Origin of the sequence: Ralstonia sp. SET104 (genome assembly GCF_003851545.1) — a bacterium.
Lineage (GTDB): Bacteria > Pseudomonadota > Gammaproteobacteria > Burkholderiales > Burkholderiaceae > Ralstonia.
The window spans coordinates 1-14,846 of the sequence record NZ_BHVX01000026.1 but is presented as its reverse complement, the minus strand read 5'-3'; the positions used below and the strand labels follow the sequence as shown (position 1 = coordinate 14,846).

The 14,846-nt window shown below is 60.7% G+C and carries 16 protein-coding genes and 1 pseudogene; 1 reads left to right on the top strand and 16 read right to left on the bottom strand.

From position 1 onward, the window contains the following. Positions 1-2 precede the first annotated feature (2 nt). From pilV to PSUB009319_RS21700, 7 genes and pseudogenes are all read right to left on the bottom strand, one after another. Positions 3-590, bottom strand: a complete 588-nt coding sequence (pilV, locus tag PSUB009319_RS21730; protein WP_124384247.1) for a type IV pilus modification protein PilV — start codon at positions 588-590, stop codon at positions 3-5. Next, positions 584-1,033 (bottom strand): GspH/FimT family pseudopilin, encoded by a 450-nt coding sequence (locus tag PSUB009319_RS21725; protein ID WP_185453527.1) that lies wholly within the window; start codon positions 1,031-1,033, stop codon positions 584-586. The genes pilV and PSUB009319_RS21725 overlap by 7 nt, the downstream gene beginning before the upstream one ends. Positions 1,034-1,099: 66 nt before the next feature. After that, complete coding sequence (locus PSUB009319_RS21720; RefSeq protein ID WP_124384245.1) at positions 1,100-1,522, bottom strand: type IV pilin protein; 423 nt, start codon at positions 1,520-1,522, stop codon at positions 1,100-1,102. An 803-nt stretch (positions 1,523-2,325) separates the two neighbouring features. Continuing rightward, positions 2,326-2,561, bottom strand: a pseudogene (locus tag PSUB009319_RS21715) (IS110 family transposase); the annotation flags it as partial. 52 nt (positions 2,562-2,613) lie between these two features. Next, positions 2,614-3,822 carry a pilus assembly protein TadG-related protein gene (locus tag PSUB009319_RS21710; protein ID WP_124384244.1) on the bottom strand — a complete coding sequence of 403 codons (1,209 nt, stop codon included), beginning with the start codon at positions 3,820-3,822 and terminating at the stop codon, positions 2,614-2,616. Between the two features lie 11 nt (positions 3,823-3,833). Continuing rightward, positions 3,834-4,280, bottom strand: a complete 447-nt coding sequence (locus PSUB009319_RS21705) for a TadE/TadG family type IV pilus assembly protein (protein ID WP_374704224.1) — start codon at positions 4,278-4,280, stop codon at positions 3,834-3,836. A gap of 460 nt (positions 4,281-4,740) precedes the next feature. Then, entirely contained in the window at positions 4,741-5,073 is a 333-nt protein-coding gene (locus PSUB009319_RS21700) for a hypothetical protein (RefSeq protein WP_124384243.1), read from the bottom strand. Positions 5,074-5,328: 255 nt separating this feature from the next. On the opposite strand from PSUB009319_RS21700, the gene PSUB009319_RS21690 reads away from it, so the two are divergent. After that, positions 5,329-6,645 carry a site-specific integrase gene (locus PSUB009319_RS21690; RefSeq protein WP_185453524.1) on the top strand — a complete coding sequence of 439 codons (1,317 nt, stop codon included), beginning with the start codon at positions 5,329-5,331 and terminating at the stop codon, positions 6,643-6,645. On the opposite strand, the gene PSUB009319_RS21685 is transcribed toward PSUB009319_RS21690, so the two are convergent. The 9 genes from PSUB009319_RS21685 to PSUB009319_RS22975 form a co-directional block, all read right to left on the bottom strand. Continuing rightward, positions 6,646-6,930, bottom strand: a complete 285-nt coding sequence (locus tag PSUB009319_RS21685; protein WP_374704223.1) for a DUF6429 family protein — start codon at positions 6,928-6,930, stop codon at positions 6,646-6,648. After that, complete coding sequence (locus PSUB009319_RS21680; protein WP_124384241.1) at positions 6,927-9,854, bottom strand: Tn3 family transposase; 2,928 nt, start codon at positions 9,852-9,854, stop codon at positions 6,927-6,929. Before PSUB009319_RS21680 ends, PSUB009319_RS21685 begins: the two co-directional genes overlap by 4 nt. Positions 9,855-10,085: 231 nt before the next feature. Continuing rightward, positions 10,086-11,645, bottom strand: a complete 1,560-nt coding sequence (locus PSUB009319_RS21675) for a hypothetical protein (RefSeq protein WP_124384240.1) — start codon at positions 11,643-11,645, stop codon at positions 10,086-10,088. Beyond that, complete coding sequence (locus PSUB009319_RS21670) at positions 11,642-11,935, bottom strand: hypothetical protein (protein ID WP_124384239.1); 294 nt, start codon at positions 11,933-11,935, stop codon at positions 11,642-11,644. Before PSUB009319_RS21670 ends, PSUB009319_RS21675 begins: the two co-directional genes overlap by 4 nt. 15 nt (positions 11,936-11,950) lie before the next feature. Then, entirely contained in the window at positions 11,951-12,760 is an 810-nt protein-coding gene (locus PSUB009319_RS21665; RefSeq protein ID WP_260393107.1) for a conjugal transfer protein TrbJ, read from the bottom strand. Then, positions 12,742-13,233: an LPD7 domain-containing protein gene (locus PSUB009319_RS21660; RefSeq protein ID WP_124384238.1), complete on the bottom strand. Its 492-nt coding sequence runs from the start codon at positions 13,231-13,233 to the stop codon at positions 12,742-12,744. Before PSUB009319_RS21660 ends, PSUB009319_RS21665 begins: the two co-directional genes overlap by 19 nt. Before the next feature lie 12 nt (positions 13,234-13,245). After that, on the bottom strand, positions 13,246-13,470 hold the full coding sequence (locus tag PSUB009319_RS21655) for a hypothetical protein (RefSeq protein ID WP_124384237.1): 225 nt from the start codon (positions 13,468-13,470) through the stop codon (positions 13,246-13,248). A gap of 11 nt (positions 13,471-13,481) precedes the next feature. Beyond that, positions 13,482-14,141, bottom strand: a complete 660-nt coding sequence (locus tag PSUB009319_RS21650; RefSeq protein WP_124384236.1) for a hypothetical protein — start codon at positions 14,139-14,141, stop codon at positions 13,482-13,484. A gap of 367 nt (positions 14,142-14,508) precedes the next feature. After that, positions 14,509-14,846, bottom strand: a 338-nt coding sequence (locus PSUB009319_RS22975) for a hypothetical protein (protein WP_185453523.1), incomplete at its 5' end; no start/stop codon positions are given.

Genomic DNA, 14,846 nt, shown 5'->3' with positions numbered 1-14,846 from the left:
AATCAGTAGCAGGAGGGCAACCCGACAGAAATCTGCGCCGCAATCAAGCGGCGAGAAGTGTCGGGAGTTCCGTACTGTCCCTGGGCACACGTGATGGCTGGTGCGGTGGTCGGGTTCATCCCCTGCCAGGCAACCGCCACCTGATAGATGGCAGGCGTGCAGATGCCCAGCGTCGGATCAGGCGCCTGCAACTGCGTGATGCAGCCACGCGCCCCCACCATGGCGCCGGATTTTGCCGATCCATTGTTCTCGGCCGCGCCTTTCAGGGTATTGCTCCATTCGCAGAGATCGCGGTTGGGTCCAGCCGCGATACCCGTACAAGACGTAGGCTGACTGTCAGCCGTTCCGATTGGACTAGCGGTTACGTAGCTTGCAGCCTGTGCGCGGTTGGCGGTCATGCGCTCGGTCATCTCCCTGAGCACCAAAACCGCCTGTGCGCGCTGGTTCGACTCCATCTCGGCCACATAGACTTTGCTTAGCAAACCGGCAAGGCCGAGCAGGCCGATCGCCAGGATCAGGATGGTCACGAGCACCTCCAACAAGGAGAGGCCTCGCTGGCACTTATGCGCCAGGTGACCCGATGTCAGCATGATGACGCTTCCACCATAGATGGACGTCCCCCTACGTCAATCGATACACACTGGTATGCAGTGCTGGAGCCACCCGATGCGGTAATGACAAATGATGGTGCGGCGGCGGCCTGGACCCGCCCGGAAGCTCGATAGGTGACGCTGGTGGGGCCATTGATCGTCGTGCTGCTTGTACTGCCGTGATCGTCGAGCACGTTGGCTGCATTGGTTGGATCAACGATCTGCCAGCCGCTTTGCCAGCCGCCTGACTTGGGCGACATGGTAACGCTCATGTTGCGCATGATCGCCTCGCTGCGCGTCCTGGACAGTGTGGCGAACAACTCGGAGGCGGCGGCTTTGGCGCGCTGGCTTGCGATCAGGCCAGAGAACGAGGGAGTCCCAATCGCCGCAAGGATGCCGACGATAGAAACGGCTGTCATCAGTTCCGGCAGCGTGTACCCCATGGCGTTCCGCCGCGACAAGGGGCGCTGGGCAGCTTTGTGGAATCCGCGCGTAGCCATGCTGGGCACCTACCAAGTATTGACAGGCGTCTTCACACCTGCATTGTTGATGCTCAGGGTCACGTCGGCCGCCTGGGGCTTGCCAGCGATTGGCGTTGCGGTAGCGATAAAAGAGGGTGGCGTGCCGGCAGCGGCGGCGCTGGCGGCAATGGTGATGTTGTAGTAGGCAGAGACATCAGACGCAGGCGTTACATTCAGCGCCGTCAGGCTCGATGCGTAGTTTCTGGCATCAAGCAGATATTGCTGCTGACGCTGCGCGATATCCAGCAGCGCGGCTTGCGCGGCAGACCGCCTGCCTTTGACCAGATAATTGCTATACGTTGGGTAAGCGATCGTCGCCAATATGGCCACAATCGCGACAACGACCGCCAGTTCGATCAGAGTAAAACCGAGCGCGCCTCGCGCGCGCTGACGTGCCGGCTTGCTTGCCACGATTACATCCACCCGGAGTTGGAAAATTATTGTGTTGGCGGTGACCGAGTGACGCGGCCAACATGCCAACCTACTTATGCGGCAATTATCTGCCAATCTTGAGGCGGCAAATACACGCCATCATGCGGGCAGCCGCGAGCAAACGTTATGCGCGTGAAAATTACCCCAAATGCAGTAACCGGCCGTTGCGCGAGTACAGCACATGAGGTTCAGGTGCTCGGTGTCGGCCGTCCGCTTGTATGCGCGAAACTCGGATTGAAGCGCCACTTTGCCTGTAATCCTGCGTGGGCGATCTGGTTGGGGCACGAGCGCCAGTATTTGGAACACTGAGGACGCCCGGTGTTGGACCGGGGCAACACGGAGTCACGCCGACGGTGGGACGGAGGACAGCAGAGGTGATACTCTGCAGGGGGACGGTGAGTCACCACCGCCCACCCAATTAGGCGCTCTTTCGGGAGCGCTTTTTTTTTGTGCGCCGAGCATGCGCAACAGCTTGGGAGTGCAAGTCCCCTGTCCAGCCTGATGGGGCGAAGGACTAGTGAAACGCAAGGGCGTCGTCGCGAGGCGGGGTCTGAAGGAAGCGTGTAGCAAAGCCACGACGTGACGAACAGAAACCAGATAGCCGGACGAGCGAGCAAATGATCGTACCTCGGGAGATGGCCTGTGCGGTGTCCTGGAGTCAGGACTGAACGGTTCGCGGGGGCTGTTGATCGCCCGTGCGTAGACGCCCTCGGTTTGCCAAGCCTCGCCCATCGTCGACGGTGAGAAAGGAGGATTGCAGCCATGTATCCGGGACTCGGTGGCTACGCGGCGGCACTGGCCTTCGTGGGCGCATAGCCGGATTCGTAATCCCGGTCGCGAGCAAGCAGCGCCCAGACGATACGGGCGTTCTTGTTCGCGAGCGCGACGGCGGCGACATTGAGGGTGGTCGTCCCAGGAGTTTTTGCAGCCAGGGATTGGCGCTCTGATCGGGCCTGCCCTGGAATGCCCTCACTGCCGAACGTGCCCCGTGGATCAACAAGGTGCGCAGGTAGGTGTTCAGACACGACTGAACTCATTTTCTTAGCTTCTTATAGCCGGCATGCTTTGACCTATGCTGCTAAGCGCGCCGGCGTGGCCGCACCATAGTTGGGGCCAACACCGCCCGAATTCGGTGCCTGGCATTTGTCAGGATTGTTGCTCATCTCCATCTGGATGTATTTGCCGCTGCCCCCGACTGCGTTGTCGATATGAACGCAAGCAAAAGCCAGGATTCGTTGCATTGTTTTGGGCGTGAGATCCTGGACGACCGGGAGGATGACGTATTCGCAGGTCTTATCGCCGGCAGCGCTGCAGGCGTTGACGGAATCGTAGAGCGTGGTCTTTGTGCCGGGTTGAATATATGTGCACGTGGGGTCAGGGTTGGGGCAAGTACCGGCGGGCTGGCCGACAGCAGCTGGATCAGGATTGCCATTGGCAATCAGATTTCGCACATACGGCACATTATTGACCGTGGTATCGAAGGTCGTCCATTGACTGGCTTCACAAGGGCCCGCGTGGTAGGAAGAGGTCACCCAGAAGATATACGGCTGACCGACTACCTGGGGAACGGTTTGGCCAGGCGGCGGCGTAGTGCTGGTCGCCGTTTTGGGCTTCCCATTCACAGAATCCCAATACTGGTCGAACATGCATTTCGTAATGGCAACCGGGAACAAGCCACTCGGACCGACCGTCCCCGGCCTGGAGATGACTGCCACAGCGGTCGCGCTCACCGGTACGGTCTTGACGCCAAAGATCCTTGCCAGAAACACTGGCACGCCGCCGCCGTTTTCCGCCCCAGCCCGGTTGACCGTGACTTGCACCGCCGGCATGGAAACGGCGGGCGACGGCGGGGCCACCGCCTGTAGGCCAGCAACGCTACCAGTGACGTCCCAATAGCCATAGGCCACATCGGTGGTATATCCGAGCAGTGTGGTGTGACTGGATTGGTTCAAGGAAACGGCTTGGACCGCCCGCTGCTGCGCTGTTCCCCAATCCGGCGCAGTGGCCTTGAGGTTGCCGCATTCGGCGCGCTGATATAGGCAGGGGGCTCCTGCCAGCGCGGCAGCGTCGGCGGCGTTCTGGAGTTCATTGCGCACGATGTAGAGATAACCGACGTCGATCGCCAGCGCGGCGAAGCCTAGCAGCATTACCATGGCGCCCGCCACCGTGACAGCCACGGCTCCCCGCTGCGTCTGGCACCTCACCGATCGGCAGTCACGGTATTTCGGTATCCGACGGGCATGTAGCGGCCACGAGATGTTGAAGCGAACATGTTTCATGGCCTGCCCCTTTATTCGTTGTTCATGACCGCGGTAGCAGACAACTGCAGCGGCCCGGTCAACGGATTGATCATGGCGCCCAGCGCAAGTCCCGAGTAGTTGTACGAGACCGTCACGGTAAGCGGGGTGCCAAAGCTGCCACCCTGGCCGGACGGCACCGTAACCGTGGGCTTGGCAGAGTTGCCCAGGGTGACCAGATAGTTCTGGCAATAATTGAGCGCCACGTCTTGAATCTGGGAGGTGCTCATTTTGGGGTTCTTCAGGACCACACCTGCTCGTGCCGCTTCGCGGCTAGCGTTCGTGATGACGGCTTTGTCATACATCGCGAGGCCGAACTCGATGATGCCGAATACGAGCAACAGCAGCACGGGTAACAGCAGCGCGAATTCAACAACCGCGACGCCGTGTTGAGCTTTTCGAATTCGTCGGTGTTCCCGGCGCCCCCCTCTTAAAAACAGTTCGGCGCGATGCCCAAGCTCATCGAGCCTGGCTGGCAGCACTCCCTGTTGCGATTCAGGCTTGCCCCATGCAGGCTCAGAGCAGCACCGTCGCAACCACCAAGCGAAGCGATACGTTGGCAACTCGATGCTGCTGTCGTTCGTGGACGAGGATAGCAACGGGACTGACGGTCGGCGACAATGCACCTGATCGGCAAGTGTGAGGGTCGGTGGCGACACGTGCGTCACCGGACTTGGCAGATTCCCTGAAGTCAACATGGCAACTGTCCGCCTTGCAAGGCGCTCTTTTTTTGTGATTCGTGCTTGCCCGCCAGCGCCACGGCACTCAGGAACCTTTGTCGTCAAATTCGATTTCCGCCTGACGCCAAAGGACCACATCGTGCGAACAATGCCGACTGAGCAGGTCGCTCCCATTCCCCACGACGCGCGGCAATAGCTTGCGCCTCGTACAAGAATTCTGTCACTGCGGCGACAAAGCGATATCCGCCGGATGAAGGACGCAGAACAAAGGAACACAGAGTCGAAAGTCTGATTCACCGGTGAAACGCGGGGGGCGTTCGGTTTCCCAACCTCGCTTTTTGGGCGCTTCTTCCCGCACGTAGCGCTCAGGCAACTCGCCGAAGATCGTTTGCTCGTGCTTCGACCGATCGACGAACGTACCTTGGTTCATTTCCGCTTCGACGGCGTTGGCCCAAACCTCCGCTTCGCTTCTCAAAGGGACGGACCTGGGGTTGGATAGTGTGGACTTCCCACGCTTCTTGCAATCTATTGCGAAATAGATCGACGTCCCCATGGGGTAGTCGTTCGAATCGTGCGAAATTCGGCGGTCACCCGATGCGGACTCGCTTGCGCGAAGGCTTCGTAGGGGCACTGCCGCTGCCGCCCGGCAGCCCCGAGCGGCGCACCCGCGACGATATGCGCCACGGCACGACGAACCTGTTTGATGCGTTAGATAACGCGACTGGCATGATGATGGAGGGCCAACCGAGCACTCGGCGATCAAGAAAACGCGCGACAATACGCCTTCGCCCCGACACTGCCCAAGGCCATGCACGACGTCGACCGCTATCTGGAAGCTGCCACTCGCGACAACACGCGGCGCAGTTACCAATCAGCGATCCGGCATTTCGAGATCAAATGGGGCGGCTTCCTGCCGGCGAGCGCCGATAGCGTCGCACGCTACTTGGCCGAGCACGCACAGTCGCTTTCCGTCAACACGCTGCGCCAGCGTTTGGCCGCAATCGCGCAATGGCATGTCTCGCAGGGCTTCCCCGACCCGACAAGGGCACCCCACGTGCGGAAGGTGCTCAAGGGCATCCAGGCGCTGCACCCGGCGCAGGAACGACGCGCCAAGCCGCTGCAGCTTGCCCAACTGGAGCGCTTGGTCGCGTGGCTGGATGCCCACAGTGCGGCGGCCTCGATGGCGGGAGACTCTCGCCGACTCCAGGCCCACACACGCAACAAGGCGCTGGTGCTGATCGGCTTCTGGCGGGGCTCCCGCTCCGACGAACTGAGCCGGCTGCAGATCGAGCACATCACAGTCGAGCCCGACCGGGGCATGACGATCTTCCTGCCGCGCACCAAGACGGACCGCAACCACGTTGGCACCACCCACAAGGCACCGGCCTTGTCGCGCTTGTGTCCGGTCGCCGCCTACGAAGCCTGGCTGGGCGCCTCCGGATTGGCCGACGGCCCCGTGTTTCGCCGGATCGATCGCTGGGGCCGGATGGCCGACGACGGGTTGCAGGCCAGCAGCATCGTGCCATTGCTGCGTTCGCTGTTTCGTGACGCAGGGCTGCCGCAGGCGGGTAGCTATAGCAGTCACTCGCTGCGGCGAGGCTTCGCCACCTGGGCCAATGGGAACCAGTGGGATCTCAAGATGCTGATGGAGTATGTTGGCTGGAAGGACGTGCGTTCGGCCATGCGCTACATCGACGCGGCCGACCCATTCGCACAGCATCGGATCGAAACGGCGCTGTCGTCAGTACCGCCGACGGCGCCAGCGCCACAGTCACCCGCCAACCCGCCGTCTGCGCCACCTGCGTTGCCTCTCCCGGTTGCGTCAAAGCCCGTGCATGAAACGCGGTTGAGGGTGGATCTGTACATCGAGCGCAACAGCAAATTCGTACGCGGCATGTCCAAAGCATGCCGATGGATCGAGCAATTCTGCCTGTCCCAGTACCAGATGCGCGTGTCCGAGAAGCGACGCCCCCGCTACGAAATCGTCATGCCGTTCGCCGCCGGGCCTGAGCTGGAGCGAGCCATCGAGGAGCTGCTTGCGGACATGCACGACCAAGCGGACCTCTGCAACTGCTTCGTCGAGGTGACGCTGCACGATCCGCTGACGGACACCTATTGGGGTTGATCAGGCATGCTTGGGGTCCGGTGGATTCCCGTCGGAGCGCACAAAGTATTGCGTGAAGAGCCGCTCGGCCTCGCGCCGGCCGGCTTCGGTCAGCGTCACCGACTTCGCCCGGCTCACTGGATTACTGATCAGCCCCTTGTCGTGCAGGCGGTTCAGTGCCGCCCAGTCCAGGCTCTTCCAGGCGCGATTGCCGCCGTTGTCGCACAAGTTCAGGAACAACAGCGCGACGACGACTTCGTCAATGATGTCGGTATTGATGGCCATGGCTGGGTCGGCTGAGGTCATGATGCCGCGCGGCGCTGCGGCACCTCAAGTAGCGCGTCCTGGTACAGGTGTATCGGAAAGCTCAAGATGCCCCGAAAATTCACGTGCGCGAAGTGCGCCGGCCCCATGCGACGCAACCAGTCATCGTTGATCCGCTGTCCCTTGCTGCGCCAGGCATCGACCGTGATTTGCATGCGCTGGGTGTTCCAGCCAATCACCAGGTTCGTCAGCAGCGTCAGCGACCCGGAAATCGCCATCATCTCGTCCTGACGCCGCCCACGATCGTGCTGCATCCTGCTGGAGTAGATGGCCCGCTGGAGTTGGTGTACCGATTCGCCCCGGTTGAGCAGCGTGCGCAATTCCCGGCGAAACTCGGTGTTGCTGAAGAAATCGCACAGAAACAGCGTGCGCAGCAGCTTGCCCAGGTGATCGGCTGCGCGGTGGATCGGGTCGCCTTGCGCGGCACTGCCGAAGCGCTGCAATGCCACGATTGCGCTCACGCGCCCAGAGTGAATGGATGCCACCAGGCGCAGCAAGCCATCCCAGCCTTCGCGGATCGCCTTGAGCGAGATGTCATGCGAGACAGCGCTCGCCAGTCCGTCGGGCACGTGCAGGCCGCGCGGCAAGTAGAGCTTGCGCTCCGACAAGTTGCGCAGCCATGGGCAGAGGTCAAAGCCGCTCAATTTGGACACCGCCATCCCCACGTTCGTGTATCCATGAGTATCCACGGCAAGGCGGAGCAACCCGCCATCTGTGCGGGTCTCGTTATGGCGCATAACGCCTTCGATCGCGACGCCAGTCTGGCGCTCGTTGAGCACCATCGGCTGGCTGTAGACGATCCCGTGCTGGTCCAGCACGTGCGTATAGATCCCGACAGCGTGGGTGCGGCGACGCGGATCGGCACGGGCATAGAACAGATGCGGGGAGGCATCCAGGCTCATCGAGTCGCTCGATGCCAGTTGGCCCGTCCCCCACAGTTCGGTGATCGGGTGCGTGCGCTGGAATTCCACCACCCGTTCATTCGCGCGGCGCAGCCGCCCGGGCATTTCGAGCGCACGCATCGCGGTTGAGACGTGCGCGGCATCCAGTTGCGGAATCATGGCCGCAACACCCTTGGCATCGAGTTCGGTGCCATGGGCGATCAGCGCGGCGTAGAGCGCGATCAACTCGTGCGCGTCCCTCGCTTTGCGGGCCAGCAGCACTTCGCTGAAATTGCCGCGCGCATCCATCTCCAGCATCATGTCGGCAAACTGCGCGTTGCCGATAACCTTGAAGAGCAGGTCCCGAGTACGCGTGGGGATGCTGTCGGTGTCAGCCGCTTCGAGCGGCGACTGATGCAACACGCCGTTCGCATCGATCGTGAAGTGGCCGGCTTCGCGAGCCTCGTCCAGTGCAGCAAGACTGGCCTTCAGATGATCCGTCAGACGATTGAGGTAGGTGTCCGCCTGGTTCGGCAAGCCGAGCGAGGACAGGTAACGGTCACGTTCGGCGTCCCACTGCGCCGGCGGGATCAACAACTGGTCGCGTTCCCGAAACGACAGGCTGTGATTGATCCACACCGTGCCGCGGCGCAGTCCTCTGCGCAAGCCCATCATCGCGCTCGCTTCCAGGGCGCGCAACGCGCGCTCGCGATCTTCGCTATTGACCAGGTCACGCCAACTGGCGCTCACTGGCACATCGCAATCAGTCGGTAGCTCCGTTGCGCCTCGGTCGTGCAGGCTGCCGATGAGCTCAAGTTGCCGCATCGCCGGATCCGTACCGTTGCTGGCGAATTCCAATCCCCGTAGGGCAGTCAGGAGATTGCGGATACGGTGTGGGTCTTCCGTGAGCGTTTCTCGCACGCTGGCGGCGTGGCTTGCCGAGGGCTTGGTCGAGAAGCCCTCCAGCAATTTGCCGATGTCGGCCAGCCGGTCTTCCGCCGAGCGGCGGCTGTCGACAACCAGCGCTTTAATTTCGACCAGTTGCTGCCGGTATTCGATCGCTGAGCGAACCTGTTTCGCCGTGGTCTTGTTGTAAGCCCGCCGGACCAAGTCAGAAACGCGCCGCCCAGATTGGTAGGCCATCGCGTCCGTCAGCTCCAGCAAGGTCACGCGCAGGAAGAACACCAATTCGATCGTGCGGGTGGAGGTCTTCAGCTCGCGAACCTTGGCGGGGCGGCGGGCCTGGATGCGCTGGCCGTACGCGCGTTGCTTCTCAATGGGGACGGCATCGAACGCCCAAGTATGGGCACCAAGATCCTTGAGGAAGCGGATCTTGGCCAGCGTCTCGCCCATCGTCGACGGGCTGTGCCGAGCCGGTGGGGTTTTGAGCCATTCCAGCGCGGTCGTGCCCGATGCCGCGTGCTGGGCAAACACTGCGGTTTCGGCACGCGCTAGCTGGTCCAACGGGACAATCGCTTCAATCATGGCCAGCAATTCGCGCTCGATGCCAGCCCAAATGGAACGCGCCAGATCGTGCAGTGCGCGCGTGGAAGGAATCAGAATCCTTCGCTCGTACAGCCAGAAGTGGGCGTGCTGGAGCAGATCATCGATCGTCAGCGATTCGGTGGCGTCCTGGCGCATCCAGGCTTCCAGCCCAGTCCACTGGTCTCCATCAAGCCGACTCAGGCCAAGATAGTCGCAAGCCCAAACCTGATGCTCATAGAGGGTCTTGTAGCGCTGATAAATCGTGCGCAGCGAAGCGATGGTTGGCGTCGGCGTGCCTAGCCTTGCGCCGATGTAGCGCAGCAACTGCCGGGGAAGGGTATTGAGTTGATCGAGGGTGTGACCGCTGGCGCGAAGGAAGACCAATTGGATGGCCGCGCCGGCTCGCCCATCACGCCGGAATTTCTGGTTGATCGCCGCAACGTCGCTGTCGGTCAGCGCGAAATAATGGTCGACATCGAACTCTGACAGGCGAGTGGGCAGGGAGTCCTTTCCCACATAGCGAAATTCCAAGCCCGGCATTTTCCACCCCTATCCAGGTGACGCGATCCGAAATCGCGGGCGCACATCGTACTCCTGAAGTCACCTGAGGGCAGCAGACAGTTGTCTACAGGGGGCGAGGAGCCTTATAAACAAAGGCTTTGCTTGGAAACCGCCAGATTTTGCAGGAAAAGTACGATTACCCCTTCTTTTGCAGTCCCAAATAAAAAGAAGCCCGGCGCGTGGCCGGGCTCCATGTTCAACGCTTGGGTCTCAGTCGTGGGCATGCGCACTCATCGCGATGCGCGTCTCAGCCTGCTCTTGTTGCAGATGGCGGTTGGCTTCGCCCAGGCGCTCGCCCAGCGTCGGCTTCTTCGGCGGCTGGGGCGGCTGGCCGATGTTGCTCGCCAGCTTGTCTAGGACCTCTACCAACCTCCGTGACTCAGACCCGGTGTTGCCAGCATCTTGAGCGCCACCAATGGTTGCAGCACCCTCCATGCCCTGCGCGCTGGCCGGCGCCTGGCCAGCAGTCGCGGCGGTGGAGCTGCTTGTCCCCTCCGTTGCGGCACCTTTTTCCGCACTCTGCGCGTTTGGAGCATCGTTCAGGCCGCTTTCTGCACCTGACAAATCAGCCCCGTATCGCCCAGAGGCGACGTTGCTGCTGGATGGACTCGAAGCGGCCCCGCTTTGCGGCCTGCTGGGTGGCTGCGGTGCCGACGCACTACCTCCGGCAGGGGCGCCGGCAGACAAGGCCGGCTTGGGCGCGTTAAATGTAGGCGGGTCACCACCACCACTGCCCATAGCGGAAGCATTCGAGATCGAGCCCCCGCCCATCTTCGCTGCCATCTTGTCCATGAAGTTCGCCATGGACTTAGGAGCCTTGCCCGCCGCATCAGTGGTAGCCGATCCGGCCGCGCCGGCCGCAGCACCCGCAGCCGCGCCGGCCGCGATTGCCTGCCCAACGTCTCCAGTGCCGAGCGACGACGATCCACCAGCCAAAGTTGCGGCAATCGAGTCGGATTTGAACGCCAAGAACAGGAGGACTGGATAGGCGAACAGACACTTTATTGCTGTCGAGGCGTTGGTACCAACGCTTGTAATGTCCATCCAATTGATTGCATTAAACGCGCTCGCCATGGCGTTTGTGACTTGTTGGAATGCACCGAAGATGCAGCCGAACAGCACCCCTCGATAGACAAGCGAAACGAGCGATTTGAACGGCGCATATCCTTGCTCCTTGAAGCTATCAAGCCCTAACAACGCGAAGCTCATCGGGGAAAGCAAAACGATCATCCCAAGCTCCAGGTAAAACATGAAGACTTTGAAGGCCAGATAAACGCCACCACCGGCTACAACCCAAAACGCCCCGACTAGAATGCTGGCAAGCGCATTGTTGACTGCGCTCACAGTGCCAGCGGCGGCAAGTAGGGTCGTGGCCACTGGCACAACTGCGGTGATCACGGCAGTCGCGCTTGGCACGTCCGACAAAAAATGACTCAATAGATCGCTGCCAACGCTGTCGATGAACCCGGGGCCATACCTTACCGCAGTGAGGTACACGCCCGCCCAGGAAACGGCTATGACAAGTTTTCCCAACGCCTTGTCCAGATCGGCGCCCTGCAAAAGCATTCGGATGTTGCTGATGACGAATTGGAGTGTCACAAGCGCCCCAAGCCATCCCATTACTTTGGGCTCAATCAGATTGACGGCCGACGCTTTCAGGGCGTTCGTGACAATTTCCTGGACGCTTGCCATGTCCGGTGGAGTCTGAGCCAGCGCAGCCCCTGAAAGCAGGAGCAGTGCGCCGGCTAAGAGGCAACGATTGATTTTCATCGCTGTTTCTCCAGAAGACCTGCAGCAGACGAGATATTTCCGTTGGACAGGATCTTGAGATTGCCGATGTGCGAGCCGTCGATCAGGATGTCGTCGCCTTCGATGGCGTATTTTTGGCTGGGGAAGGTGTGGCTGGCGTTCGCATGCACAAACGTGCCGTCACGGCCAAAGGTGTATTTGTCCCCGGTCATATTGCTGATATAGGTCCCTTCAATCGATTTGCCGTTGCCGCATGCAGCAAGGATGAGTGCCGCAATGAGTGCTGCAAAAATTCCGACGATTTTCTTCATGTTTGCGCCCTTCGATCAGTTGTAACTCTTGTAGAAATTGAACTTGTTGAATTGCTGCGGCGCGCTGTTCTGCCACTGCGGAATCTTGTTGGACAAGAGGTTTTGAAGATCATCGTTGGCCTTGTCGTTGGCTTGATCCCTCGCCGACCGTGCCGCCATGTAGGTCGTCGCGGCCGTCGCTTGCGTCGCCATCAGCTCTTTCAAAGACTGCAACTCCTGGATCTGGCGGATGTTGATCTGTGAGAGCGTTTGCAGGGCGTCGAGATTGCCGTTGGTGGATTGGCTGCGGTTGTAGAGGTCGGTCAGGGCCGCCTGGCTGGATGCGTATTGGTCGCGCTGCGTGCCAATGGCGCGGAGCGCAGACTGGAGCGTGTCCGTGTTGGTCTGATGCCAGGAGGTGAACATCTTGGCGAAATTGTCGGCCTGGGGACTCTTGAACGTCCGCGAAAAATTCCGGTCGATCTGCGCGAGGTTGTAGCCAATGGACTGCCCGCCGTTGTAGATCTTCCCGATGGTGTTGATCATGTTCCCAACGTCCTCACCCATCAGCGAGGTCGGATTGGAGATCAGGTTTCTCAGCTCGGCTTCGACCTGGACGCCCTGGCGCACGTAAGCCTGCACTTGCTGCTCGTAGCTTTGGACGAGCTGCACCATGTTGATAAGTTGCGTAACCTCGGTCGAACCGCCAGTCCCCGCAACGCTGCCGGCCAAGACCGGCGTGGCAAAGATGGCGGCAGTGATGAAGCCTGTGATGCGCGTCTTGAGTTTCATCGTATTCCTCACTTGTTGTTGAATCGGTGGGCTGGCTATGGGAGTCTTGAACACGGTCGCAACCTAGGAAACGCCAAGACTTTTCCGGCTGAGCGTTGCGCCTTGATGCCTGCGATCAGATCCTGCAGCTCTGGATTTTCGATCTCAATGTCGTGCATCGTCGCTACCCGAGCCATCCTTGCCGTGAATACCTTGCACTCTCCCGTCAACGACAGAGGTTGGCCATATTTGTCGGCTGCGTAGTTGAGTGCTGCCAGGATTTCACCGTCAGAAACAATGTCGCGGTCAAACGTAATGGTGCCCCGGTCGGTGAACAGGTGCCTCCCGTTGCTGTCCCTGTGCCGCACAGGAGCCAGCTCTCGTGCGCGCTTGGATTTGTACACAGCAGGCACGTGCGCAGCTCCCAGGCTGGCCAACTGTTTCATCAGGCCATCGGCTGTCGGTGATTGGACGACCACTCCACCAGGCAGCTCGACCACAAATCGGCCTCCAGGCATGTCGTCTCGCAAGATTGCTCGGGCTTCCATTCGGGTCACCTTTCAGTCGCGCTTAGCGTTGGGATTCACAGCGGGCACGGTGCCAAACGCGCATCCATGCATTGAAATGAACTCGCGTCGTTGACGCTCGATTTCGGCAGTCGTCACTTCTGACGGTTGCGGGTGACGGGCAGGGGCTTGCGCAAGGATCGCCAGACGGTCTGCCTCTGGCAGTGCGTACTGGCTTGTTGATGCATCGGCAGGCGCGATCAAAAGCTGAGTGTCCATGGCGATCTCCATCAGGCCAAGCCCGCGTTACGGGCGCGGTAGAGCAGGTCGCGCAGACTTCCGCGAATGGTCTTCTTGCCGCCTTGCGCCTCCGCCGCTTCCCGCACTTGGCGAGACTCATCGAGCATGGCCCTATCGAGCTGGGACTTGGTGAGGCCGCCGAGTTCAACGGCACGGGCCCGGACCAACCAATCAGGATCGACCAAAGCCTCATCGTGTTGCGCCGGCGTCAAGTGCCCAAGGCTGACAACCTGGGCGCGCACGGCGGAAGACGGATCGGCCAGCATGGCGATCCGTTGGCGGTCCGTCAGGGGACGGACACAGACGGCATTGCGCCGGACCAGTTCGCTGGAATCGAACAGCGTTTTCGCGTGCTCCTCGGGCGGCAGCTCGTGGCCAAAGCACTGAATTGCTGCAGCCCGTACCTTGTCGGCATCGTCTGTCATTGCCCGCACCTTTTGTGCCGGCGTGAATTCCACTTGGCCAGCGAATCGCAGAGCAAGGAGTCGGGTCGGTTCAAAGTCGTCCGTCAAAGCCAGCTCAAGGAGCTGGGGCGGGATCTGCCCATGCATAGCATCGCGGAAAGCGCGGTGACGCTCGAACGGATCTGGCTGGGTGAGCGATTGATTCATAGAGATTTTCTTCGCACTGGAAATAGTCAGTTTCGGCACGGCGTCATTCCTCCGCGACTTCCATTTAGTGTGCTACACAAAATAGCTAATCGCAAGCTATTTTTGTGCTACACAAAAGAAGTTGTAGAATGCGCTCTATGGAACCAACCAAACGACCACGGGGAAGACCCCCAATCCCGCCTGAAGAACGCCTTGAGCTGCGTTCTATCCGGCTGACTGCTGCCCAGTGGGCCAAGGTAGATGAGCACGGCATTGAATGGCTGCGTCGGCTTATCCAGCGCGCCAAGCCGCCCCGAGAACCGTCGCCATCTACTGACGACGAGTGACCGCCATCCTTAACCTGTTTTCATCGGCACAATTCGAGCTTCTTTTAGTGGGGCTGCGCTCGTAAGCCGATCACTTCACCTCAAAGGCCGTAGTCGTCCGCGTAGTCATCCGCAAGCCCCTCTTGCTTGGCAGGTTCTTGCTGGTCCTGCCCATCCATCGCGGGCTCTTGTTGGGCATTGCCCTGGCCTTCGCCACCCTCCCCTCCCTCTTGGTCCTGGGCGTGCTCGGCCTCGTCATCCAGATCCACCTTGCGGGCTTCCGTCTTCGGTAAATCCTTCGCCGGCTCATCATCGGCGCGGAAGCGCTCAGCCACGCGCTGCGCGCTCAAGCTCGCTGCGGCCTCCTGTACCGGCACAGCGGCCTTGCTGCCGGCCTGAGCCTGCGGCTCGACCGGCGCGGCCGTGGTGACGTGCTCGA

Bases quoted from the DNA above. Each gene is read 5' to 3' on its own strand.
- pilV (WP_124384247.1), bottom strand. From the start codon at position 590: ATGCTGACATCGGGTCACCTGGCGCATAAGTGCCAGCGAGGCCTCTCC.
- PSUB009319_RS21725 (WP_185453527.1), bottom strand. From the start codon at position 1,033: ATGGGGTACACGCTGCCGGAACTGATGACAGCCGTTTCTATCGTCGGC.
- PSUB009319_RS21710 (WP_124384244.1), bottom strand. From the start codon at position 3,822: ATGAAACATGTTCGCTTCAACATCTCGTGGCCGCTACATGCCCGTCGG.
- PSUB009319_RS21700 (WP_124384243.1), bottom strand. From the start codon at position 5,073: ATGGGGACGTCGATCTATTTCGCAATAGATTGCAAGAAGCGTGGGAAG.
- PSUB009319_RS21690 (WP_185453524.1), top strand. From the start codon at position 5,329: ATGCACGACGTCGACCGCTATCTGGAAGCTGCCACTCGCGACAACACG.
- PSUB009319_RS21685 (WP_374704223.1), bottom strand. From the start codon at position 6,930: ATGACCTCAGCCGACCCAGCCATGGCCATCAATACCGACATCATTGAC.
- PSUB009319_RS21680 (WP_124384241.1), bottom strand. From the start codon at position 9,854: ATGCCGGGCTTGGAATTTCGCTATGTGGGAAAGGACTCCCTGCCCACT.
- PSUB009319_RS21675 (WP_124384240.1), bottom strand. From the start codon at position 11,645: ATGAAAATCAATCGTTGCCTCTTAGCCGGCGCACTGCTCCTGCTTTCA.
- PSUB009319_RS21670 (WP_124384239.1), bottom strand. From the start codon at position 11,935: ATGAAGAAAATCGTCGGAATTTTTGCAGCACTCATTGCGGCACTCATC.
- PSUB009319_RS21660 (WP_124384238.1), bottom strand. From the start codon at position 13,233: ATGGAAGCCCGAGCAATCTTGCGAGACGACATGCCTGGAGGCCGATTT.
- PSUB009319_RS21655 (WP_124384237.1), bottom strand. From the start codon at position 13,470: ATGGACACTCAGCTTTTGATCGCGCCTGCCGATGCATCAACAAGCCAG.